This is a genomic window from Fodinibius salipaludis (assembly GCF_002287075.1).
Lineage (GTDB): Bacteria > Bacteroidota > Rhodothermia > Balneolales > Balneolaceae > Fodinibius > Fodinibius salipaludis.
The window spans coordinates 41,174-64,952 of the sequence record NZ_NSKE01000011.1 but is presented as its reverse complement, the minus strand read 5'-3'; the positions used below and the strand labels follow the sequence as shown (position 1 = coordinate 64,952).

Sequence of the window (23,779 nt, the reverse complement as noted above, 5' to 3'; positions counted from 1 at the left end):
ATGCCAACACCCAATAAGCTTGCCGTTATTGGAGGCGGGGCTGCCGGATTTTTTGCCGCTGTAAATGCAGCACGCCTCAACCCCGACCTCAACGTCACTATTTTTGAAAAAAGTCGTCAAGTCCTCTCCAAAGTACGTATTTCGGGCGGCGGACGCTGCAATGTAACCCACCATTGCTTCGACCCGGAAATAATGTCAAAAGCTTATCCTCGCGGATCGCGCGAACTCCGCTGGGCTTTTGAGCAGTTTCAACCGACTGATACCGTTTCGTGGTTCGAGAATCGCGAAGTGAAATTAAAAACAGAGAGCGATGGGCGCATGTTTCCAACTACCGATGACTCAGCAACGATAATCAATTGCTTGAATAGAGAAGCAGACAAACACAATGTTAACGTTATTAACCGATATCGAGTTGAAGCAGTAAAACCTACGAACGGTGACCAATTCAAGCTGACCATTCGAGATCATGAAAACCAAATTTTTGATACCGTCATTATTGCAACGGGTGGTTCTAATCGACGCAGTACATACCAGTGGCTGGAAGATCTGGGACATTCTATTGTAGAACCGGTACCTTCATTATTTACATTTAATTTCAAAGAAAAGGTTTTTGAAGATCTAGCAGGCATTTCGGTAGCCAATGGATCGGTCAGTATTGAGGGTACCTCCTATCAACATGACGGGCCCATTTTAATCACCCACTGGGGACTCAGCGGCCCGGCCGTGCTTAAAACGTCAGCATGGGCAGCACGATATCTTTATGAACAAAATTATGATTTCACGATTCGGGTCAACTGGCTGTATCCCCAAAATTCACAAGAGGTTCAACAAAAACTGAAGGAACTTCGGGATACCAACGCGCGGAAAACTACGCAGAAACAGGACACTTTCCCTATCTCCAACCGTTTGTGGAATCGCTTCCTGGAACTTGTTGATATTGATCCCAAAATAAGATGGGCAGAACTCTCCAATGAAAATATTCACCACCTTACCGAACAGCTTACGAATACAAGCTATGAGATTGAAGGAAAAACAACGTACAAAGAAGAGTTTGTAACCAGCGGTGGTATTCCACTGGATGAGGTAAATATGGGAACCATGGAAAGTAAAAAAATAGACAATCTTTATTTTGCCGGGGAAGTACTGAATATTGACGGCATTACCGGCGGATACAATTTTCAATCAGCCTGGACCACCGGTTGGATTGCTGCCCAACATATTGATAGAATATAATCATCCATTCTAATGATTTTCTTACCATTATCCGTAGCAGGGATTTATGGCCATAAATCCCTGCTATATTCTGTGCCATCCCAAAAAGAGACATGGAGTAAACGGATTAAAAAACAACGATCTCTCCCGCTGGTCGAGATGACATTTTGCTTGTAAAAACTCATCCCGTCATTTCGAACGTAGTTAGAAATCTTTGTTTAAACTTTAAATCCGTGTAGATCTGTCGCCTAAAAAAACTTACAACAACTTACTGGCTAGATTTGCCAGTTCCGATCGCTCCCCCTTCTCCAGGTTGATGTGCGCATAGAGCTCGTTATCATGCATGCGATCCACCAAAAATGACAACCCGTTGCTCTGCGTATCCAAATAAGGGGTGTCGATCTGGAAGATATCACCTGTGAAAATGATCTTCGTGTTTTCGCCCGCTCGGGTAATGATCGTTTTTACCTCATGGGGCGTCAAGTTCTGAGCCTCATCCACGATAAAAATCACGTTCGACAGACTACGTCCGCGGATATACGCCAGCGGAATAATACGCAGCTTATCATTCTCCAGCATATCATCCACCTTTTGAAACTTATTGCTACTCTCCGGAAACTGATTCTTAATGAACGACAAATTATCCCAGAGCGGTTGCATATAGGGATCAATCTTGGAGCTGATATCCCCCGGCAGATAGCCGATATCGTTATTACTTAACGGTACAATGGGACGAGCCAAAAATATCTGGTGAAAATTGCGTCGCTGTTCCAACGCGCCTGCAAGTGCAATCAACGTTTTCCCCGTACCCGCCGCACCGGTAATGGTTACCAATAAATTATTGGGATTTAAAATAGCATTCAGTGCAAAAGTCTGTTCAGCATTCCGCGGCGTTACGCCATAGGCCGTTTTCTTTTGTACCAGCTCTATCGAACTACTTTCCTCATTAAAGTATCCCAAGGCCGAACCGGATTGCCCTTTTAAAATAAAGAACTGATTATTATTGGGTTTTTCCTCCTGTAAATCGGTATACGGCAACTTCCCCTCATCATAAATCTTGTTAATGATGGCATCGTCGCAGGCAACCTCTTTCTTTCCCTGATACAGGTGATCAATATCCTTGATCTGTATCGTCTCGTAATCCTCGGCATCAATATTCAGCGACCGCGCTTTAATCCGCAGATTGATATCCTTCGAAACCAGAATTACCTTCTTCTTCGGCTCCTCCTCCATCAACTTGAGCACCGAGTTCAAAATACGGTGATCATTCTTCTCATTTCCAAACACTTTTGAAGCATCCAACTCACTATTTTCATTACTGATAACCCTCAACTTCCCGTGTGTTTCGCCATTCAAAGGGATCCATTTCTGCAGCAGATTTTTATCGGATATCTTATCAAGGTAGCGGCTAAACTCACGCGCATGCAGATTTATAACATCATTCCCCTTTTTGAACGTATCGATCTCCTCGAGCACCGTAATGGGAATAGCAATATCATTTTTCTGGAAATTCTTTACCGCCTCAGAATCATACAGTAATACCGAAGTATCCAGAACGTAAATTTTGTCTTTCTTGGATTTTGTCATACCAAAAATGATTTAGATTGGAGGAAATAGCCACATCGTAAATAGTTCTAACAGGTTATTGAATAAGCCGGTCAGAATCAATAGGTCTCCATTTCGAAATTAAAATTTTAGGTTTTCCCAGACAAATCATACAGCGCAATCGAAGTGGCAATAGCTGCATTCAGGCTCTCCACCTTGCAATGGCAAACTGGCAAATACTTTAAAACCTATCCGCTTACAACTATTACAAATCTATAATATTAGCCTGATTTTGTAACAAAAAACTTGCCGATGACTCTTCTATAATAGAGAGATTCCTGTCTAGAGGTAAAATAAACAACTAAATATCAAGATGAAGTTGAGCACATGAAACCTTTGCAACCTAAAAAGATCAAAGAGAACTATCGGCTTGCCTTGCCCGAACCCACACAAGGATGGCCGCGCCAAATAAAAAGAGCATTTGCTTTTATAAAAGAGCATCTGTTTAATCGGCACCTTAATGTAAAATGGGTAAAGACCCAATGCTATATTAACAGTAAAGGTTTTTCTTACCGCTTTTACAAGCACGTAAATCGCTATCCCAAAGATTACATTTTACGCCATCGTATTAAAGTAGCCAAAGAAATTTTGCATCAAACCGACATGCCCGTAACGACGGCGGCTATCTCTGTGGGATTTAACTCGCATTCAGCTTTTGCCAATAGCTTCAAAACCAGAGAGGATTTGACTCCAACCCAGTGGCGGGAACAAAATTAAGAACGTTTTAAAGGACAAAATTAAAGTGAAAGATCACACGCTTTGGTAAAATAATAATGTGCATCAATCTTAATTAAATAAGAGGCTACGATGAAATCGCTAATTAAATCTTCTTTTTTTCTTATTCTATTAATGGCTGTTTTCAATATTGGTTTAACGAATGCTTATGCTAAAGATGCACAAGCAAGTAAAGTCACCAATATCGAAAAGATGGATACTACTACACTAAAATGTAGTATGCAATCAATGCCGACAGTTAGTGTTCCTTCACAGACAAGTTCTATTCTTTCAATCAATTTAATGTTGGATGAGTGTGAACCCAAAACGGTCAAATTAAGCAATAATACCGTTGTAGTAGTTTCAAGTGATTGCAACATCACTATCATTCAAACTGGCAAGGAATAATAGACATTAGATAAATAATTCAATGTTAGATAATACCAAATGATAAATATTAAACTTGAAGAGGGTTTGTATTGTCACCAAAAGCTGCACTTTTTTCACTCATTTTTATTTCCCTGTTGAGTGACAGATGTAAGTGAAGGTGATATTCAAAACTCCTCTTTAAGTTTATCCTATTTAACTGAATAACATTAAAGTTTGTGGTTGATTCGCATTGAAGCTTTTTTAATTAATGGCCTTTTAGTTCAATTTTCTATTTTTTGCGATGATTAAATATTTATTCTTTATCACACTACTAATTTCACAAAATGTCCAAGCTCAGCAAAATATTACTAATTCTGATCCCTTTAATGGCTTCGTCGTATACCAGCAAAACATCAAAATGAGCACTACAGCTATTAATAATGATACATTAAAGTTTAACCGCCAGAGATCTATCTTTAGTTGGAACCTATATTCCTCCACCGATAGACTCCAAAAAGCCAAACAAGAATATCCAACGGCCAAAGTAGTAAAAGTACCTGGTGCAACCGATGGCAGAGGACAAATAACGCTATTTGATACGGTTAAAGATAGTATGTATTCCCGTATGAATATGATTAACATCCAAAAATTGTTCTTGTTAAAGGAAAAAGCCTCCCAACTTGATTGGGTTATTGCAGATAGCTCAAAAATGGTCGGCAATTATTCTACTCAAAAAGCTACCACCCACTTTCGTGGACGCAACTATACGGTTTGGTTCAGCCCTGAAATTCCGGTACCATTTGGACCTTGGAAGTTACACGGGTTGCCGGGGCTGATCCTGCAGGCATACGACGAGAGTGGTAATATCAATTTTAGCGCAATTGAAGTTACGCTTAAAAATGTCAGTACCATTGACCCCATCCCACTTACTGGTAAGGAAGAAGTTATCACCTTAGTCGAATACAAGAATATTATCGATAACTTTGACAAACTTCATAAACAAGCTGTTCTTAAAACGGTACGACCTTACGTTAGTAAAGAAGATTTAGCTAACATGACTTTTGACTTACCTAATATTGAATTGATGGAAAGTTTTGAAGACCCTACCAATCAATAAACTAACAACGATGAATGCGTATTTACATTATTATCTTATTTGGGGCTTTTATTCTTTCCGGCGCAGAAATATGCCAGGCACAGATATTCGTGCAAGGCACCATTACCGATAGCCTTGGTCACCCCATCCCCAACGTCAATATTTATGCCACCGGTCTCGATTCCACGAGCATTAAAGCCTTCGACTACTCGAACGGAAAAGGGGAATTTAGCTTAGAATTAAACCTGCGAAAAATCTATCTGCTGCACATCAGTTCCATTGGCTACGGGAAACAGATCATTGATATCCCGGCACATTCAAAAGCCGACACGCTGTTCAAGAATATTCTTCTCAAAGAAAAAACTCAGCCACTGAAAGAGCTGGTAGTGGAAGAAAAGCGCCCGTCTATTATCGCTAAGGAAGACACCACTATTTTTATCGCTGAATCTTTTATGCGGGGCAATGAGGAAAGTGTGGAAGATATCCTCCGGCTGCTGCCCGGCATCACCATAACCCCCCAGGGCCAAATAAAAGCCAACGGAAAAACGGTTACCAAGGTGTTAATTGGTGGCGATGACCTGTTTGGGTTTAACTACCAACTGCTCACCAAAAATTTTACCGCTAAAGCCATTGAAACGGTGAGTATATATGAAGAGTATCAAGAAAATGCGGTACTGAAAAATATTAGTGAATCGGATGAAACCGTGCTGAATCTGGCGCTGAAAGAGGAATTCAAGATCGATTTTTTTGGCACGGCCACCGGCTATTACGATCTGGACCAGAACTACCAGGCCGACGGCAACTTGGTGTCTATTACCAAAAATTTTAAAGGCTATTTATTTGAAAGTGCCAACAATATTGGCGACAACCCCGTGGGCAATATCTATAGATTGCTGCAGTCAGGCTCAAGCCTTCCGTTTCAGTCATCCACTTCACTTGGGCCCACTGGCGGCAGCGGTTCATTGGTGAGCACAACGGCGCACCGTGTATCCCGCCTTGACCAAGAGCAGTATTTGAATAATAAAACCAGCTTCCACGGTGGTGCAGGTATATATAATCTTTCTGAAGATCTTAAAATAAAAGCGGTCGGCTATTTTCTGCCCGCCAACCGGCAAATAAACCAGCAATTTGCCACCATCTATGACCCCTCCCTGCAGGTGCCGAATTTGATACAGCGGCAAAATACCCAGAAAGACATTAACGCCGGCTTGGGTAATCTCACCGCAACCTATGACCCGTCCCAAAAGTTCAATCTAAAATATGAAGGTAAATTCAACACCTTCCCCGAGACCGAGCTTGCCGACCGCGTGTTCAGAAACGAGCCGCTGCAGACGCAGCTGGAAACAGACGAAAAAAAATGGAGCCAGCATCTTCGGTTTACCCGCAAAATTGCCGATCGGAAAGCGTACCGCATTCGGGTCCGCTACATAAATTCATCAAATGCCCAAACCTTGCGAGTGAACCCGGTGCTTTCGGGCGGCCCATTCGGCTCCGACTCTACCGCTAACCCGCTCATGCAACAAACAAAAAACGACGGATCATATATCGGCACTGATTTTAAGTACTGGTCGCGCAATGCTCGAAGCCTCTTTTCCGTTCGCCTGGGCGGCGAGCACCAGAGCAACAGCCTGGCAAACCGGGTGGCCGGGCAGCCTGCTTTTACTGACAGCCGCGACTGGAACCGTTACCGCACTTTTTCAACGCTAAGCTATCAATACACCATTGGCAAAGGCTGGGAGGCCAACGCCGAAGTTTCCGGCAATCTGGTTTGGAACCGCACTAATTTGCAGGCAGTTATTGATGAGACATTGTTTTATCTGAACCCCGAGGTTTCTGTTACCTACGAACCCAATAAAAAAAACGAGCTACGCCTGCAATACAGCTATAAACAGGATCAGCCCGATTTTAACACACTTTTCAGCGCCCAGCGGCTAACGGATTACCGAAGTATACAGGAGGGAACCACGGATTTTAGCCTGTCTCCATCCAATAGTTTTTCAGCTTCATACCAGTATGGCAACTGGCAGGATAATTTCGTAGCCAATACTTTTTTCAGTTACGTTACCTCCGGCCAAAGTTATACCACGGCAAGCACCATCACTCCCAACTACAATTTTGGCACCTACCGCCTTACCGACAATCAGGAGACACTGCTCGCACGGCTGGGTTTAGACCAATTTATGAACTTTTTGCAGTCCAACCTGGCATTTGAATATAATTATACCTCGGCTTCCTTTACCAGCTTTTTTAACGATACCGCCAATGATATTCAATCTAATTCACACCAGCTAAGCACCTATCTGCGAACGGCCTTTGTCGGGGCCTTTAACAGCTCCATAGGAGCCGAATATAATTTTTCGGAATCAAATAACCAGACCAATAATTTTATCAGCAGTTCGCAATATTTTTCAGGCTTTGCCAATACTACACTTGATTTGGGCGACCGTTGGCAGCTTTCCACCGAATACATCCTCTACCAAATTGAAGATGCCGGCGACTATCATTTTCTAAATACTTCTCTTCAATTTGATGCCATCGATGATAGGCTCACTCTCTACCTGGATGGGCGAAACTTGCTCGATCAAACCGCTTTTGAAACAGTCAATGTGGGAAGCTATACCCAAAGCCAACGTCGCAATGCATTAAACCCTCGTTTTGTGTTACTCGGTGCAAAAATTAGTTTTCGGTGATCATTTAGATGCCGAATACCAGATAAAAAAAACTAAATCTTACTCTCAAACCTTAACCTGAAACGACCATCCTGCAACATGCAACCTCAACCCAGCGCATACAGGGCAATCGACGCAGCAATGGCCGCATTCAGGCTCTCCACATTTTGCTGCCCCACCGGCGACGGAATGCACACGCTACTCCGGTTCGCCGTCATCAGCTCATCACGAATACCATGCCCTTCATTACCTACCACAATTACTCCCTTTTTTATGGATGATATTTCATGCAATGCCTTTGACTGGGTGCCGGCATCCAACAGAAAAACGTGCCAGTTATGCTGCTCAAGCGTATCAAAAACCTCGGACAATTCCCCATTCATAAATGGTATCGTACCCGTTGCCCCGGCTGTTCCCCGCACAACTTTGGGATGAAACATATCCACTGTTCCCTTGCCCGAGACAATGCCCGAAATTCCAAACCATCCGGCGGTACGAATAATTGTACCCAGGTTCCCGGGATCTTGCAACCCATCCAGGGCAATAATTAATCCCGACTTTTTGGACAATTCCTCTGCAGTAGCCTCCGAAGGCATCTCACACAGCGCCAGCACACCCTGTGGGGTCTCGGTATCCGATACTTCTATAAAAAACTCCTGCGGCAGAACAGCAACCTCCAATTGGTCAACTACATTTTTCCAGTCAGGCTGCTCCCAATACCGCTGACCTTCATCAAAAAACAGTGCTCGTATCTGTATTTCTTTATTGGCTATCACCTGCTGTACCGCACGGGCCCCTTCCAAAAGAAAAAGACGCTCTTTATAGCGATACTTTTTACGATTTAATTTACGAAGAAGTGTCTGTTGACGATTGGATGCCGTTGTTAAATTCAATGTTTAACTGCTTAATTCTAATTTGTATTGGGATGCTTGAAAGTAAAGCGGGCACAAAATATCAGAAGAAATTATTTATGAACTCAGCTTCATATCACGAAAATGATCCTTATTTTACTATCAAAATTTAACAAATCATGAAACCAAAGCTATGGATTTTCTCAAGAAATTAGGTATCGAAGGCACGAACTTAGGCACAAGTACCGGACAAAAGTTTTTTGGATCAGGAAGTGAAGAGACAATATCGAGTCATACACCAATTGACGGTTCCCAAATAGCCGACACTACGGTAACTTCTCGTGAAGATTACGATAAAGTGGTGACCAAAGCACAGGAAGCATTCAAAGAATGGCGCATGGTTCCCGCTCCAAAACGCGGTGAGATTGTTCGTCAGATTGGACTTGAACTGCGCAAACATAAAGAAGATCTCGGACGCCTGGTTACCTACGAGATGGGCAAAGTCTACCAAGAGGGACTCGGCGAAGTACAGGAGATGATTGACATCTGTGATTTTGCCGTGGGTCAATCGCGCATGCTGTATGGCAAGACGATGCAGTCGGAGCGTCCCAAACACCGCATGTACGAACAGTGGCATCCGTTGGGCATTACTGGAATTATTTCGGCCTTTAATTTTCCGGTCGCGGTTTACAGCTGGAACGCCATGATTGCCGCCATTTGTGGTAATGTGATGATCTGGAAAGGATCCGAAAAAACACCACTGTGTGGCATTGCTGTCCAAAATATTATTGCCAAAGTATTAAAGCGTAATGATCTGCCCGAGGGCATCTTCAACCTCATTACTGGCGGACGCGAAGTGGGTGAATGGATGACAGAAGATGAGCGCATTCCCCTAATTTCGGCAACCGGCTCTATTCGGATGGGTAAAGAAGTAGCTAAAACGGTTGGCGCGCGACTCGGCAAAACCATTCTTGAGCTTGGCGGTAACAACGCAATCATTGTTTCCGAAAATGCTGATCTCGAAATGGCGGCCCGGGCAACAGTCTTTGGATCCGTTGGAACCTGCGGACAGCGCTGTACTTCTACCCGACGCCTTATTGTCCATGAGGACGTTTTTGATGAACTGAAAGATCGCCTTGTTGAAATCTATCAAGATGTGAATATCGGTAACCCGCTGGATGAAGATACCCTGGTAGGTCCACTCATTGATGAGCATGCAGCCGAAAGCATGCAGCAGGCCCTTGAGGAAGTTCAGGAAGCCGGCGGTGAACTTATTTACGGCGGCGAAATACTGGATAAAAAGAAACTTAACGGGGGGAATTATGTAAATCCCGCTATCGTGATTGCTGAAAATGAGTACGATATTGTACAGGAAGAGACTTTTGCGCCAATCCTGTACCTAATTAAATACAGTGATCTTGACGAAGCCATTGCCAAACAAAACGGTGTTCGCCAAGGGCTTAGCTCATCCATGTTTACGCTGAATATGAGAGAAGCTGAAACCTTCTTGAGCGCCCGAGGATCGGATTGCGGCATTGCGAATATCAATGTGGGAACCAGCGGTGCTGAAATCGGCGGTGCATTTGGAGGTGAAAAAGAAACCGGCGGCGGACGTGAATCCGGCTCTGATGCGTGGAAAGCTTATATGCGCCGACAAACAAACACCATCAACTGGAGTGATGAAATGCCCTTAGCACAAGGTATTGAGTTTGATGTAGAATAAATTCCCTTGTTGAAGCTAACTTATCCTAAAACAAAAAAGCCCCGATTTTGGGGCTTTTTTATTGTAAAATATTTTGCTGTAAAAGTTTTAGAGAATACTGTACGAAAATCCGGCGGAAAGCACCTGCTTAATTTGCAGTTCTCGAGAAAAGTCACTGTCATACACCATAACAAACTGGAATGACATATTCAGATAGTCATTAATTTTACCAATCAACTCATTTGAAAAGTGAACATCAGTCTGATCTACATGGCGCTGAAGGTTCGTAAATGTTTCTACCGAACTGACCAACCGAACATTAGACACAATTTTCTTTTCAAAATTCATCGCCAATGAATAACCCGGCTCAAATCTGAAAGTTTTCCCCGGATCAAGACCATAGCGTGTAGACAGGCTTGTATCTGAAACAATGGTTTGTTTCATCGCCATACCGGCCTCAGCAGTAAAATAATCTTCCGGTTGAAATGAAATACCTGCTATCTGTGTAAAATACGCCGGCGCAAAAAAGCTGGAAATAACTACCGGCGGCTCCTCAGCATAATTATACCCCTTATCAAACTGCGTACTGAAATTTATATTCCCAAAAGCACTCCAACGCTCATCCTCAAAAAGGTAACTAAACTTATTATTTACAGCGATACGGTCATCCGTTTTGCGGGTTCCTTCACCTTCTAATCGTGATTTACCATATTTAAAATTCGTCCCCAATGCATAAGCAAACTGTCCTTTACGATATTTTGCGTTAAAGACTGTAGAAGCAGTAACACTTATCGTATTTACACCACCCTGACTCCAATTATCATAGGAAGCCTGAGAACCGTTTATACCACTAACCCAATCCATTTGCCATCCTCTCAAGGTGTCCGAAACAACAACTTTGCTGTTAACATTAGACATATCTCGTACCGAAATATCAGAATCCTTTTCCAGCAATCTACTTATTTCAGTTGCTTCCTGACTTAAAGCCGGCGGGGTTATTAAAAGAAAGATACTGATTAGGAGAGCAACGAAAGCAAAAAAATTTTGCATGAAATTATAGGGAATTATATGACTGGCGTTGTTTAACTTATACTACACTAAATATAGTGACATTTTTACCCCTATAAAAGCCATATTATGCATATTTTGTCAATTTAACATTTTCCAACTGTTGCTCTTCTACAACTACTGAAACATGCTCGTCTAATTTGGTAGGCAGTTCCATCCCATAGAATTCAGCTTTAATAGGGAACTTCCGATGTCCACGATCAATTAATACTGCAGTGTGTATCTCTAAAGGGTTAATATAGCTTGAAATAATTTTCAGCGCTTCAAACATCGTCTTACCCGAGAAAATGACATCATCCACAATAACAGGATAGTGGTTATCCCGTAATTTAATATCTTCCAAAGCATCCTGCGGTTTTTTTTCTTTCAACGGAAGCTGAAATAATTGTACTTCATCATTACATATGGGAGTTAACAGATTTTCCAGAGCGTCAGCGACTGCATATCCCCGGTCATTAATACCAAAAAGATCAATGGAAGCGTCATTCACATTGTGCTCTGCAATTTCGTGTGCCATGCGATTCAGGGATCGTAAAATTCTTTCCCTGTTCATCAATACTAATTCTGATCCAGAACTCATTTATTTTACTCTTTATTAGAAATAAACTGGTGCAAATAATTTATAATAAACAAACAGCTTTGTACATTATTAATAATGAAAACAAAATAACTTTGAAAAGAGAAAGAGAGTTTTATCATGGGCCGTAAAACAAACCTTCTATTATTGACCACCTCTTTTTTAGGAGGGCTGGCTGCCGGCTTCCTATTATCTCCTAAAAAGGGAAAACAAAACAGGGTCTGGGTGTCGAAACATGTGTCAGAATTAAACAGGTGGGCTAAAATACATCGCTATATAGGTAAACGAAAAAGTTCACAAGAAATTGATAAGCTTCGAAAAAATATTCACCAAGGTATCCGACAAAATATACCCGATCCCTACGAAGCTACGGCGACTATTCCATTAAGTAATAGCCCTATTTTGAATGAGTGAGTCAGTCTCTCCATACCACGAGAAACTTCTTCACTGGATCTGGGAAAACCGGGGCTTCAATTTTCGTAATCTCGAAACGATTGATGGTCAAAAGGTCCGGATCCATGATACAGGACGGATAAATAAATCCGACGGGCCCGACTTTTTGTCTGCAGAAATTACCATCGACAACCTGCGCTGGTTTGGAAATGTTGAATTGCACTGGTCGCTATCCGACTGGCGGGCTCACGACCACCACGCCGATCCCAATTATGATAACGTCATTCTGCACGTCGTTTTTAATGCTACCGAAAACCACAGCCACCGAAGTGATGAAACAGAAATTCCCACTCTTTGTTTAGCTCCGCATCTTTCCCAACCATTGCAATCTTTCCTGGAACAGTATCAAAGTAAACCCGAATTACCCTGTGCAGGTCAGCTTTCTTTCATATCAGATGAGGCCTTTGCCCAACAGTTACAAAAAGCCCATAAAGAATATTTTGAACAAAAGGTAGATGACCTGCTGGCTTTTTATGATGCTTCCCTGCCTCCATCAAAGGCATGGGTAAAAATGCTTACCCTCGGCCTCTTTGACGGTCTCGGTATATCTCACAACCGACATCATATGCGCAAGCTATGCAATCTTCTATATCAAAATGATATTGATACCCTTTCAAAAAATGCTGTTCGCATTCGCGCTTTAAAACTTTCGGGCATTAATACTGATCACAATGATACCGCCCGGGAATCCATCAACTGGAACCATAAAGGATGCCGGCCGGGCAACCACCCGCGACTTCGTATTCAACAAAGTGCAGAACTCTTATGGCACATTCACCAACGCCCCTTTGAACAATGGTTGCGCGATAATCCCCGGGAGGTGTGGAAAAAGTTGCTCAATGATATACGAACAAAACCCGGTATCGGCCAAGAGCGAGCATCCATTCTGTTCGGAACGGTATTTCTGCCTGCAATGTATTTCTTAGGAAATCTGTTTTTCAGAGAACCGCTCAAGAATCATTGCTGGTCACTTTGGCAAAAGCACGAGGCTCAAATCCCCTCCTCGTTACTTAAACTTTTTGAAAATACCGGTATTCCTTCCTCCCTGTACAAAAAGAAGCTGGGATCTATCTATCAGCTACGATCCTATTGCCGTCCTCGTAATTGTCAGGATTGTAAAGTTTTTAAAAGTGTAATTTCTTCTTGATTCAGAACGTGTAAATTCATATCATCTGCATCTGTTGAAAAAGGCATGAAATTGCCCGGTCGTCTAATGGCAGGACAGCGGTTTTTGGTACCGTCAGTGGGGGTTCGAGTCCTCCCCGGGCAACAAATTCTAAAGGATGACTTCACAGCCATCCTTTTCTATTTTTTATAACTTCCTGAAAACTCGCTTCGTTGGATACGCCCTTAGCCATATTTGCCGGACGCAGCAATCTTGCTCTTTCAAGAGCTATTGCTGAAAAGTACGGTACTGATTTAGGTGAAGTTACCATCAAGCCGTTTTCTGATGGTGAGCTCTACGTAAAGTACGAGCAGAGTATTCGCGGCGAAGATATTTTTGTGGTACAATCCACCCCGCCGCCGGGCAACAACATCATGGAGTTATTATTATTACTGGACGCTGCAAAACGGGCTTCGGCAAAGCGAGTAACAGCTGTAATTCCCTATTTTGGGTATGCCCGTCAAGATCGTAAAGATCAGCCACGTGTTTCTATCGCCTCTAAACTGATGGCGAATTTACTTACTGAGGCCGGCGCTGATCGTATTTTGACTATGGATCTGCATGCAGCACAAATTCAGGGATTTTTTGATATCCCGGTTGACCATTTATACGCCAGCCGGTTATTTATTGATTATTTTAGCGACCATCCGATTGAAAATTTGGTCGTTGTTGCTCCCGATGTGGGAAGCCTGAAAATGGCTCGAGCATATGCCAAACGTCTGGGAGCACGGCTTGCTTTTATTGATAAAAGAAGGCCCAAACAAAATGTAGCCGAAGTAATGAACATTGTCGGTGAAGTTGAAAACAAAAATGTGCTGATCGTTGATGATCTTATTGATACGGCAGGCACATTAACAAATGCCGCTTCCGCACTGAAAGATCGCGGAGCACTTAACATTATAGCAACATGTACGCATCCGATTTTATCGGGCCCTGCGTACCAACGAATTGAAGATTCACCTATTGATCAGCTGTTGGTTACCGATACGGTACCGCTGCGTAAACCTTCGAGTAAGATTAAAGTTTTGAGCGTGGCGGGTATTTTTGCTGAAGCGATACAGCGTATCCACACCAACGATACAATAAGTGCACTTTTTGACGATTAAATTAACGTTTTAGGATTATGATTACTCCAGAAGTAGTAGACTTAGAAGGAAAAAAACGAGAAACAGGACGTAAAGCCGCTGATGCCCTCCGGGATGCTATGCGCGTGCCGTGTGTTTTGTATGGTCCCATGGTTGAAGAAAATGTACATTTTTCAATTGATGAACTGGAATTCGAAAAAGTACTGAGCGAAAGCAAGCGTCAGATACTAAATATCACTGTTGACGGTGAGGAGTATAACACTCTTCTTAAAGAGGTCGAATTCCATCCGTTGACAGACCGTCCCGTCCATGCCGACTTTTATGTAATGGCCGAAGACCGTAAAGTAACGTTGAGTGTACCCATCAGGCTGGAAGGCACTCCTGTTGGTGTTACTGAAGGCGGTGGTCGTATTTTCCAGCCAATGCACATCTTGCGCATCCGCGTTAAACCCGATCTTATTCCCGGGGCTTATACTGTTGATGTTAGTAATTTGGAAATTGGTGATTCTTTGCATGTCCGTGACCTCGAGCTTGAAGGAATTATTCCGCTCGACGATCTGGCACAAACACTGGTAACCATCCGTCCTCCAAAATCCGAAGCGCTGCTTACTTCTTCACTTATTACCGAAGAACCAGAAGAAGAGCTTGAAGAAGGCGAAGAAGCACTCGAAGAAGGAGAAGAGCTTGCAGAAGGTGAAGAAGCCGAAGAGGGCGAAGAAACCGAAGGCGACGAAGAAGAAACCGAACAATAGCATTGACAAAACCAGCGTAATTGCTTTATGCCGTTAATTATAGGTCTGGGAAATCCCGGAAGTAAGTACGCTGGTACCCGTCATAACATTGGTTTTGAATTTATCGATAAGCTGGCAACATCGTTGTCAGCACGAATGGGGCCTGGGAAAGGCCCTTTTCATGTGGGAAAAGGAAATCATGCAGGCCATTCGATTTACCTGATAAAGCCCACTACCTATATGAACAACAGTGGTGATGCAATACAACAGGCGGTAAGTTGGTATAAAGAAGATGTTGGCAACTGCCTGGTTTGCTATGATGATCTCGATTTAGATATAGGAACTCTTCGTTTGCGTCCGGGAGGAAGTGCAGGCGGACATAACGGCATTAAAGATATTATCAATAAATTAGGGACGAACTCTTTTCCCCGATTACGTATCGGTATTGGAAATGACTTTCCAAGAGGACAACAAGTACAGCATGTACTTTCCTCCTTTTCTGATGATGAGCGTACGACTATTGAATCAACCTTGGACAATGCGGTAGATGCTGCTCTCTGTTTTGTCAGAGAGGGCATCGATCAGACAATGAACAAGTTTAACTAATCAACTACTAACTTATCCTAATAAACTAAAGCTGACATGAATACCTTAATAACCTACTTAATACCGGTTAGTGGTATACTTGCGCTACTGTATACCTTCTTTAAATCGTCTTGGGTTAATAAACAAGACACCGGCACGAAAAAAATGGCGACCATCAGCTCACACATACAACGTGGGGCGATGGCTTTTCTAAAAGCTGAATATAAAGTACTGTCAATTTTTGTAGTTGTCGTTGCTATTATTCTCGCGTGGAGCGCAGACCCTCAACTTTCCAGTTGGATGGTTTCTATCTCCTTTATATTGGGAGCCTTTTGCTCTGGCTTAGCTGGTTTTATTGGCATGCGTGTTGCTACCAAAGCAAATGTTCGTACTACCCATGCTGCCAGAAGCAGCCTTGGCGAAGGATTAAATATAGCTTTCGCCGGCGGCTCCGTAATGGGTCTTGGCGTTGTAGGTTTGGGGGTATTAGGACTTAGCGTTCTCTTTATTCTCTTTGGTGATCATTTTGGGCTTGAAACTGCTGAAAATGTTAAGAAAGTATTAGCCATCGTTACCGGATTCTCTTTTGGAGCATCTTCAATTGCCCTTTTTGCTCGTGTAGGCGGCGGCATTTATACCAAGGCAGCCGATGTTGGTGCTGACCTTGTAGGAAAAGTTGAAGCAGGCATTCCCGAAGATCATCCCCTAAATCCCGCTACTATTGCCGATAATGTTGGAGACAACGTAGGTGATGTTGCCGGAATGGGAGCCGATCTTTTTGAATCATATGTAGGATCTATTATTGGTGCCATGGTACTGGGTGCAGCCTTCATCGGACTTGACGGATTTACTGTAGCCAATGAATTTAACGGCTTAAATGCAGTTCTCCTTCCTTTGGTCTTAGCAGGAGTCGGGATTTTAACCTCTATCCTCGGAACATTTTTTGTACGAGTTAAAGAAGGTGGAGATCCACAGACAGCCCTTAACATCGGTGAATTTGTTTCTGCCACTGTTATGCTGGTTGCTTCCTACCTGTTAATTCACTGGATGCTACCTGGAACCTGGACATTCAACGGTATTGAATATACCCCAAGCGGCGTATTCTGGGCAACGATCTTTGGTCTGGCTGCCGGACTGTTAATTGGCCTGATTACTGAGCATTACACCGGAACTGGTACAGGCCCTGTTACCGGCATTGTAGAACAATCATCAACCGGAGCTGCTACCAATATTATTGCCGGTGTAGGCGTGGGAATGATCTCTACTGCTATACCCATCGTAATTATTGCTACTGCCATTATTGGAGCTTTCCACCTTGCCGGCCTTTACGGAATTGCTATTGCCGCTGTCGGAATGCTTTCAAATACTGGAATTCAGTTAGCCGTAGATGCTTACGGCCCCATCTCTGATAATGCAGGCGGTATTGCTGAAATGTCAGAACTACCCGATGAAGTACGTGAACGCACGGATAAGCTGGATGCTGTTGGTAACACCACGGCAGCCATCGGAAAAGGATTTGCTATTGGATCTGCTGCATTGACAGCCCTTGCACTCTTCGCCGCATTTATCACTTCTTATGAAGCTGTAAATCCAGGCGCAAGTGTTTCCATAAGCGTTACCAATCCATATGTGATGGCCGCTCTCTTTATCGGTGCCATGTTGCCCTTCCTGTTTTCCGCACTTTCCATGAAAGCGGTAGGACGTGCTGCAATGTCTATGATTGAAGAGGTTCGACGTCAGTTCAACGATATCCCTGAGTTGCGCGCCGGACTCGATGCCATGAGCCGAAATGAAGGTACCAAGCTCGAAAACTGGTCCGAAGAAGATCAGGATACATTTGAAACAGCTATTGGAAAAGCCGAGTACGAAAAATGTGTTGCAATCTCGACTACGGCTTCACTCCGTGAGATGGTTGCTCCGGGCGTTCTTGCAGTAGTAGTACCTGTTGCTTTCGGATTCCTTGGCGGAGCCGAAATGCTCGGCGGACTGCTTGCCGGTGTTACCGCTTCTGGTGTGTTGATGGCTCTTTTCCAATCCAATGCCGGCGGTGCATGGGATAATGCCAAGAAAATGATTGAAGAAGGTTTTGAGTATAACGGAGAAATGCTTGAAAAAGGCTCCGAAGCTCACAAAGCTTCTGTTGTTGGTGATACGGTAGGCGATCCGTTCAAGGATACCTCAGGTCCCTCGCTCAACATTCTAATTAAGCTTATGTCGGTTGTTGCTCTTGTAATTGCAACAATGATCTAAGTTAAGATAGTTAAGATTCCAAGCCCTGTTCCGACTTCTCGGGATGGGGCTTTTTTATTTAATGCCTCTCTCCTATTCCGTATATTCAATTTCTCAGAAATACCAAATCCGTATAACTTCTATGGATATCTTTAAGCTGTTTTTCAATCACGACCTCCGGCTGGACAAGCTTGCCAAGCGTAACGCAAATAAAACCAAAGAAGAAGTTGAGGCTACACTCGATGATTTTATGCAGCCCGACCCTACCTTTTCCAAGTTTTATATTACCGGTACTCTTCTTAAGGATGAGAAATTTGGAATCAACGTACTTGATAAAAGTAAAGCTATTCTTGAGAACCTCAATTTGGTCTTCAAAAATTATCAGTTTACCGCTACAACTAATGATTCATTTAATTCCCTAACAAATGGATTGACAAATATTCAAATTGGGGAAGCTTTGATCATTTCAGATAATGATCGATTGCCAGAAATAGATTTAGCCACGCTGACTATTGATGAGGAATCAAAAGTGGGACATAAAAAAGATGAGATAAGATCAGTAATTGAATCAGGAGCTTATCTTTTATATAAAGAACCTGCTCACCACGGTTTTGACCTCCATCTATTTTCTGAGGAAAATATTTATCCACGTCTTTTCGAAGCTTTCAAACCTTTGGTGGATAAAGAATTCCGGTTTTTCAGCATTAATAATAAGCGTATGCGTTCTGAACGACATTTCTATTTCGAGACCTGGACGCTGGATAATCCACCCCACGGAGCTGAAGAGGTTTTCTCTGAAACTGAGATTTAAAAAATAAGTCCATTTTATATTAATTTTTTGCCCATCCACTTATGCTATTCCCTATAATTTTTAAAATACCTCCGCTTTTCGTTATTTGATACTTAATATTCTTAAGTATTACAGGGATACAATACATATATTTAAAATAAAGAGAGATTAGTATTCTTTTTTTTAATATCTATACTAATCGAACAACTATGTAGTAGGGATCGGAATTTATTTAGTATAATTATCAATAGCCATCCAGTCGCAATGCGGCTAATATCGCTATATCCTTTCCTTTTTATTTCAAATCTTCATTAAAATTATATCTATATGAATAGAGTAATATTCAAAAAGTTATCGGTGATATTGGTGATGGTCTTTTCCTTCATCTTGTTCATAAGTAACCATGCTTACTCCCAAACTCAGATATCGGGCAGTGTGGTAGATGCTGAAGACGGCTCACCACTCGGAGGGGTAAATGTAAGCGTTAAAGGTAAAGTTATAGGGACATCCACCGGAACAAATGGTGAGTTTTCTCTGAATACGCAACAAGCGCCTCCCCTAACCCTTGTTTTTACTATGGTTGGGTTTAGAACCCAAGAAGTTGAAATCACTGAAAATACAGTGACTGATTTAACGGTAGAGCTCTCGGAAGCAGCTATTGTAGGAGACGAGGTTGTTGTCTCTGCTTCACGAGTTGAAGAGAATATTTTGGAATCTCCGGTCTCTATCGAAAAAATAGATGCCATAAGTATACAACAGGCAGCATCACCAAGCTTTTATGAGTCGCTGGCTAATCTAAAAGGTGTGGACTTTAGTACACAAAGCATCACGTTCCATTCAATTAACACACGTGGTTTTAACGCAAATGGAAACACCCGCTTTGTACAGCTCATTGATGGAATTGACAATCAGGCTCCGGGCTTGAACTTCCCCGTAGGTAACGTTGTAGGTATTCCGGAACTGGACCTGGAAAGCGCTGAACTAATCCCAGGCGTTGCCTCAGCACTCTATGGCCCCAATGCACTAAACGGTATTCTTTTAATGCAGAGTAAAAGTCCCTTTAAATATCCCGGGCTTTCGGTACAGGCAAAAGTTGGTGCCAATCATTTCGATTCCAATGTTGAAGATGATCCCGCACTTTACCAAGACTATGGACTCCGATATGCAAATACTATTAATGACAAATTCGGTTATAAGTTTAACTTTTCCTATCTGCGGGCAACTGATTTCGTTGCCCAAGATACCCGCGATATGGGACCGAGGTCATATGGAGTAGTAGAACGAGGGGCCACGTCGCGCAACGGAAATCGCGTATATAACGGGGTCAACGTATATGGACAACCGTTACTGAATCTCGGCGAACTTGCCGATCGGGCCATAGCCGGAGGCAATCAACAAGTTGAGGCTATCAGAAGTTTATTTCCCGATGGTGAGGCCGGAAACTTTACCCCTACCGGCTATCCGGAAGCTTCAGTGGTGGATAACACCTCCGAAAGCCTAAAACTGGGAACTGCCCTGCACTACCGTATAACAGACAATTATGAATTACTGGGGCAATTTAACTGGGGGAGCGGAAGTTCTGTTTATACTGCTAATGACCGCTTTGTACTCGATGATTTTAATATCTGGACTGCAAAAGTTGAGTTAAATAATCCCAATTTCTTTTTACGTGCCTACACTACGCAAGAAGATGCCGGTGACACCTATGCAGCTAATACACTGGCATCTCTTATTAATGCAGAGACATTTGTCCCTGCATATGTAAATGCTTTTGGTAATGCCCGGACACAAGGAGCTACCATCGACGAAGCACATGCTCAGGCACGAGCGGTGGGCAATGCGGTGCAACCCCAACCCGGTACGCAGGCTTACGAGAACATTGCAAGCAGATTACGAAGTACTCCAATTTCGGAAGGAGGAGCACTATTCACTGACCAAACGGGACTCTGGCACGCTGAAACAAAGTATAACTTCTCTGAAATTATAGATCCATCCCTTGTGGAACTTATCGTAGGCGGTAACGTCCGTCGTTATGACCTAAAATCGGGCGGAACCCTCTTTGCTCTGAAAGACAACGGAGAAGAATTCAATATTGATGAATTCGGAACCTATCTTCAGGCCTCAAAATCTCTGTTTAATGAAGACTTAGATCTACAGGCTTCGCTGCGATACGATAAAAACGAATACTTTGACGGGCAGTTTAGTCCCCGCTTCTCAGCAGTATATACTGTTGCTGAAAATCACAATATTCGGGCTTCATACCAGCAAGGGTTCCGTATTCCCAATACTCAAACACAATTTATCGATCTGGATGTCGTCAGCAATCGTCTGATTGGCAGCAACCCTATATTGAAGGAACGGTATAACTTCAGCTCAAATCCCGTGTACCGAGTTGAAAATCTGCAGGCTGCACGCGCCGAGGCCGCTGAAGGCAATATGCAGGCAGCGCGTGATCTTTTAACGCCGGTTGAGTTTGATGAGTTCGAAACCGAAAAAGTTAATTCTTACGAAATTGGGTACAAGGCACTCATCGGAGAACGTCTTACGGTGGATGCCTATTACTATTATAGCGCTTATGAAGATTTTATCGCTGAGATTCTCTTTACTCAGGCGGTTGATCTTACCGACACCAACACCCGCGACGGCTATTCTCCCGTGTCAGGTTTTGATCCAACCTCTGAGTCCGGCAAGGATGCTATCATCAATGATAATGTCCCCGGCGGTCGGCTCCAGACATATGGCGTAGACGTTAATGCCGATGGTAAAGTAGAAGCCCAGGGTTTCGCTTTTGATGCAAAATATGTGATCGGGAGAGGATACACCATCGGAGGTAATGTAGCATGGAATGAACTTATCTCTCAGCAAGATCTCATTGATCAGGGCTTCCGTGCTGAATACAATACCCCTGAATGGCGCTATAACCTTAAATTTGAGAACCGAAAAGTAACTCCGGCTATTGGTTTTAATGTTGTATACCGCTGGCAGGATGCTTTCTTGTGGGAGTCTTCATTCGGGAAAGGCGTCATTGATGCTTACGGGTCGCTTGATGCACAAGTAAGTTACCGACTGCCCGACCTCAATACCTCTATTAAGCTGAGTGGAAGTAACATTCTAAACAGTCATCACACCACCTCGTTTGGGAATCCCCAGCTTGGAGCTATTTATATGATTTCCTTCACCTTCGACCAATTCATGAATTAAACTACCAACACCATGAAATTATTCTCAAAAACAACATTTGTACTATTATTTGCAGTCATCTTTCTATTTTCGTGTGAAGACAGTTATGACTCCCTCGTCTCCGACCAAGTAGATGAAAATCCTGTGCCCGAGGAGTCAACACCTGAAGGTAGCTCCGGAAGTGCCGATTTCAGCAATTATGTGGCAATTGGCAATTCTCTGACCGCAGGATTTATGGATGGGGCGCTTTACAACATGGGACAGCAATACTCACTGGCAGCCCTCATTCACGGTCAGATGCAATATGCGGGTGCTTCTGAGAACTTCAATCAGCCGGATATAAATTCTGAGTTAGGTTTTAACACTTCTGTTAATCAGCCCGAAGGTGGACCCATTTTAGGTCGCTACAAACTGGACACCAGCATTCCCGGTCCGTCGCCCACATTGGGCGGTGAAGAAATTACCCCCTATAATGGAAACACAGCCGAACTTAATAACTTTGGCGTACCGGGTATTCTGGTCGGACAATTATTAACACCTGCTACCGGCGGACCACAGTCCGATCCTGCATTTAATCCTTTCTATCAGCGATTTGCATCAGCCCCTGGATCTTCCAGGATATTAGGTGATGCTATTGCTACGCAACCCTCCTTTTTTACCCTGTGGATTGGAAATAATGATGTTTTGGGCTATGCTATTTCGGGCGCTTCAAATCCGGGTTTATTGACCTCCCGCAGTGATTTTAATAGCCAATACAACAATGTTATCAATCAGCTGATGATAAATACCAGTGCGAATGGTGTGGTAGTCAATATTCCGAATCTGCTGGCCGTGCCCTATTTCCAAGCGGTAAATTGGAATGTAATTTCTTTTGATACCTCCGATCCTGAAGATCAGGCAACTGTTAATAGTCTGAATGAAAACTTTTCTCAATACAATCAGGCACTGGATCAATTTGCAAGTCAGGATGTAATTACCGAATCAGAAGCTGAAAAGCGAAAAGTTAGCTATGCAGATGGTGACAATCCTGTGTTAATTAACGACGAAACATTAACGGACTTATGCAACTACAATCCGAATATTGATCCATACTGTATTGCTCGACCGGCTACTGATAGTGACCTTTTAACATTTACCGCCGGATCTGTTATTGGCACATTGGCTGATCCCAATAACCAACAATCTGTATTAGGTATAGTTATCCCATTGACCGATCAATATTCACTGATTCCAAGCGAAATCACTGAAATCCTGATTAGAATTGCACAGTTTAACGAAATTATTCAAACTGCCGTTAACAGTAGCGATCGGCTGGCCCTTTATGATACGCAAGCTTCCGGCAGTGCCTTTACCGATCTTTTTGGATATGAAAGCGGTCAGTTTAATGAAGAGGACTTGGGTATCAGAATTGACGGTCAGCTGCTACAACCGGATTTTAGTCCCAATGGCGTATTTTCCACGGATGGCATCCATCCCAATCCGAGAGGAAATGCCATACTGGCAAATGAATTCATCCGCGTTATTGAGGATGCATTTGGAGCCAATATTCCAGAAGTGGATGTTCTCAACCTACCCAGCGTTCAAGTATGTGCGGGGAACTGCGTAAGTCAACAGCAGCAAAAAACGGTAGCCAAGAATGTTAACTTTGGATTGTAACCCAAATACCTTCTAAAAATCCTACTTTTCCAAAGAGGTTAT

19 protein-coding genes and 1 tRNA gene are annotated in these 23,779 nt (G+C 43.1%); 16 read left to right on the top strand and 4 right to left on the bottom strand.

What is annotated here, in order from left to right; translation table 11 throughout:
• Positions 1–1,233: a BaiN/RdsA family NAD(P)/FAD-dependent oxidoreductase gene (locus CK503_RS13895; protein ID WP_095607433.1), complete on the top strand. Its 1,233-nt coding sequence runs from the start codon at positions 1–3 to the stop codon at positions 1,231–1,233.
• A 237-nt stretch (positions 1,234–1,470) separates the two neighbouring features.
• Here CK503_RS13895 and CK503_RS13890 read toward each other — a convergent pair whose 3' ends face one another.
• A complete protein-coding gene (locus tag CK503_RS13890; RefSeq protein ID WP_095607432.1) occupies positions 1,471–2,799 on the bottom strand; it encodes a PhoH family protein in 1,329 nt (442 codons plus the stop codon).
• Between the two features lie 345 nt (positions 2,800–3,144).
• Between CK503_RS13890 and CK503_RS13885 the strand changes: the two genes are divergently transcribed.
• From CK503_RS13885 to CK503_RS13870, 4 genes are all read left to right on the top strand, one after another.
• The gene (locus tag CK503_RS13885) at positions 3,145–3,534 is read left to right on the top strand and encodes a helix-turn-helix domain-containing protein (protein ID WP_095607431.1); all 390 of its coding nucleotides are present in this window, start codon (positions 3,145–3,147) and stop codon (positions 3,532–3,534) included.
• A gap of 90 nt (positions 3,535–3,624) precedes the next feature.
• Positions 3,625–3,939, top strand: a complete 315-nt coding sequence (locus tag CK503_RS13880; RefSeq protein ID WP_095607430.1) for a hypothetical protein — start codon at positions 3,625–3,627, stop codon at positions 3,937–3,939.
• 262 nt (positions 3,940–4,201) lie between these two features.
• Entirely contained in the window at positions 4,202–5,017 is an 816-nt protein-coding gene (locus CK503_RS13875) for a GLPGLI family protein (protein WP_095607429.1), read from the top strand.
• A gap of 14 nt (positions 5,018–5,031) precedes the next feature.
• Complete coding sequence (locus tag CK503_RS13870; RefSeq protein WP_095607428.1) at positions 5,032–7,686, top strand: carboxypeptidase-like regulatory domain-containing protein; 2,655 nt, start codon at positions 5,032–5,034, stop codon at positions 7,684–7,686.
• A gap of 86 nt (positions 7,687–7,772) precedes the next feature.
• On the opposite strand, the gene CK503_RS13865 is transcribed toward CK503_RS13870, so the two are convergent.
• Complete coding sequence (locus CK503_RS13865; protein ID WP_095607427.1) at positions 7,773–8,558, bottom strand: TrmH family RNA methyltransferase; 786 nt, start codon at positions 8,556–8,558, stop codon at positions 7,773–7,775.
• Positions 8,559–8,709: 151 nt separating this feature from the next.
• On the opposite strand from CK503_RS13865, the gene amaB reads away from it, so the two are divergent.
• Positions 8,710–10,239, top strand: a complete 1,530-nt coding sequence (gene amaB, locus CK503_RS13860) for an L-piperidine-6-carboxylate dehydrogenase (RefSeq protein ID WP_095607426.1) — start codon at positions 8,710–8,712, stop codon at positions 10,237–10,239.
• A gap of 87 nt (positions 10,240–10,326) precedes the next feature.
• On the opposite strand, the gene CK503_RS13855 is transcribed toward amaB, so the two are convergent.
• Both CK503_RS13855 and CK503_RS13850 read right to left on the bottom strand, forming a co-directional pair.
• A complete protein-coding gene (locus tag CK503_RS13855; protein ID WP_095607425.1) occupies positions 10,327–11,268 on the bottom strand; it encodes a DUF3078 domain-containing protein in 942 nt (313 codons plus the stop codon).
• Between the two features lie 85 nt (positions 11,269–11,353).
• Positions 11,354–11,866 carry a phosphoribosyltransferase family protein gene (locus CK503_RS13850; RefSeq protein WP_095607424.1) on the bottom strand — a complete coding sequence of 171 codons (513 nt, stop codon included), beginning with the start codon at positions 11,864–11,866 and terminating at the stop codon, positions 11,354–11,356.
• A 117-nt stretch (positions 11,867–11,983) separates the two neighbouring features.
• On the opposite strand from CK503_RS13850, the gene CK503_RS13845 reads away from it, so the two are divergent.
• The 10 genes from CK503_RS13845 (at position 11,984) to CK503_RS13800 (ending at position 23,737) form a co-directional block, all read left to right on the top strand.
• On the top strand, positions 11,984–12,277 hold the full coding sequence (locus CK503_RS13845; RefSeq protein WP_095607423.1) for a hypothetical protein: 294 nt from the start codon (positions 11,984–11,986) through the stop codon (positions 12,275–12,277).
• Positions 12,270–13,463 (top strand): DUF2851 family protein, encoded by a 1,194-nt coding sequence (locus tag CK503_RS13840; RefSeq protein WP_095607422.1) that lies wholly within the window; start codon positions 12,270–12,272, stop codon positions 13,461–13,463. The genes CK503_RS13845 and CK503_RS13840 overlap by 8 nt, the downstream gene beginning before the upstream one ends.
• Before the next feature lie 52 nt (positions 13,464–13,515).
• Positions 13,516–13,586 (top strand) — tRNA-Gln (locus CK503_RS13835).
• Positions 13,587–13,654: 68 nt separating this feature from the next.
• Complete coding sequence (locus CK503_RS13830) at positions 13,655–14,587, top strand: ribose-phosphate diphosphokinase (protein WP_095607421.1); 933 nt, start codon at positions 13,655–13,657, stop codon at positions 14,585–14,587.
• 17 nt (positions 14,588–14,604) lie between these two features.
• Complete coding sequence (locus tag CK503_RS13825; protein WP_095607420.1) at positions 14,605–15,318, top strand: 50S ribosomal protein L25; 714 nt, start codon at positions 14,605–14,607, stop codon at positions 15,316–15,318.
• A gap of 27 nt (positions 15,319–15,345) precedes the next feature.
• On the top strand, positions 15,346–15,903 hold the full coding sequence (gene pth / locus CK503_RS13820) for an aminoacyl-tRNA hydrolase (protein WP_095607419.1): 558 nt from the start codon (positions 15,346–15,348) through the stop codon (positions 15,901–15,903).
• A gap of 36 nt (positions 15,904–15,939) precedes the next feature.
• The gene (locus tag CK503_RS13815; RefSeq protein ID WP_095607418.1) at positions 15,940–18,132 is read left to right on the top strand and encodes a sodium-translocating pyrophosphatase; all 2,193 of its coding nucleotides are present in this window, start codon (positions 15,940–15,942) and stop codon (positions 18,130–18,132) included.
• 121 nt (positions 18,133–18,253) lie between these two features.
• Positions 18,254–18,922, top strand: a complete 669-nt coding sequence (locus CK503_RS13810; RefSeq protein WP_255233435.1) for a hypothetical protein — start codon at positions 18,254–18,256, stop codon at positions 18,920–18,922.
• A 306-nt stretch (positions 18,923–19,228) separates the two neighbouring features.
• On the top strand, positions 19,229–22,102 hold the full coding sequence (locus tag CK503_RS13805) for a TonB-dependent receptor (RefSeq protein WP_255233434.1): 2,874 nt from the start codon (positions 19,229–19,231) through the stop codon (positions 22,100–22,102).
• Positions 22,103–22,114: 12 nt separating this feature from the next.
• A complete protein-coding gene (locus tag CK503_RS13800; RefSeq protein WP_095607416.1) occupies positions 22,115–23,737 on the top strand; it encodes an SGNH/GDSL hydrolase family protein in 1,623 nt (540 codons plus the stop codon).
• Positions 23,738–23,779 lie beyond the last annotated feature (42 nt).

Excerpts from the sequence above, each read along its gene's own strand:
- CK503_RS13850 (WP_095607424.1), bottom strand. The coding sequence starts at position 11,866 with ATGAGTTCTGGATCAGAATTAGTATTGATGAACAGGGAAAGAATTTTA.
- CK503_RS13885 (WP_095607431.1), top strand. The coding sequence starts at position 3,145 with ATGAAACCTTTGCAACCTAAAAAGATCAAAGAGAACTATCGGCTTGCC.
- CK503_RS13870 (WP_095607428.1), top strand. The coding sequence starts at position 5,032 with ATGCGTATTTACATTATTATCTTATTTGGGGCTTTTATTCTTTCCGGC.
- CK503_RS13890 (WP_095607432.1), bottom strand. The coding sequence starts at position 2,799 with ATGACAAAATCCAAGAAAGACAAAATTTACGTTCTGGATACTTCGGTA.
- CK503_RS13840 (WP_095607422.1), top strand. The coding sequence starts at position 12,270 with ATGAGTGAGTCAGTCTCTCCATACCACGAGAAACTTCTTCACTGGATC.
- CK503_RS13825 (WP_095607420.1), top strand. The coding sequence starts at position 14,605 with ATGATTACTCCAGAAGTAGTAGACTTAGAAGGAAAAAAACGAGAAACA.
- pth (WP_095607419.1), top strand. The coding sequence starts at position 15,346 with ATGCCGTTAATTATAGGTCTGGGAAATCCCGGAAGTAAGTACGCTGGT.
- CK503_RS13800 (WP_095607416.1), top strand. The coding sequence starts at position 22,115 with ATGAAATTATTCTCAAAAACAACATTTGTACTATTATTTGCAGTCATC.
- CK503_RS13880 (WP_095607430.1), top strand. The coding sequence starts at position 3,625 with ATGAAATCGCTAATTAAATCTTCTTTTTTTCTTATTCTATTAATGGCT.
- CK503_RS13845 (WP_095607423.1), top strand. The coding sequence starts at position 11,984 with ATGGGCCGTAAAACAAACCTTCTATTATTGACCACCTCTTTTTTAGGA.
- CK503_RS13855 (WP_095607425.1), bottom strand. The coding sequence starts at position 11,268 with ATGCAAAATTTTTTTGCTTTCGTTGCTCTCCTAATCAGTATCTTTCTT.
- CK503_RS13875 (WP_095607429.1), top strand. The coding sequence starts at position 4,202 with ATGATTAAATATTTATTCTTTATCACACTACTAATTTCACAAAATGTC.
- CK503_RS13805 (WP_255233434.1), top strand. The coding sequence starts at position 19,229 with ATGAATAGAGTAATATTCAAAAAGTTATCGGTGATATTGGTGATGGTC.
- amaB (WP_095607426.1), top strand. The coding sequence starts at position 8,710 with ATGGATTTTCTCAAGAAATTAGGTATCGAAGGCACGAACTTAGGCACA.
- CK503_RS13815 (WP_095607418.1), top strand. The coding sequence starts at position 15,940 with ATGAATACCTTAATAACCTACTTAATACCGGTTAGTGGTATACTTGCG.
- CK503_RS13810 (WP_255233435.1), top strand. The coding sequence starts at position 18,254 with ATGGATATCTTTAAGCTGTTTTTCAATCACGACCTCCGGCTGGACAAG.
- CK503_RS13895 (WP_095607433.1), top strand. The coding sequence starts at position 1 with ATGCCAACACCCAATAAGCTTGCCGTTATTGGAGGCGGGGCTGCCGGA.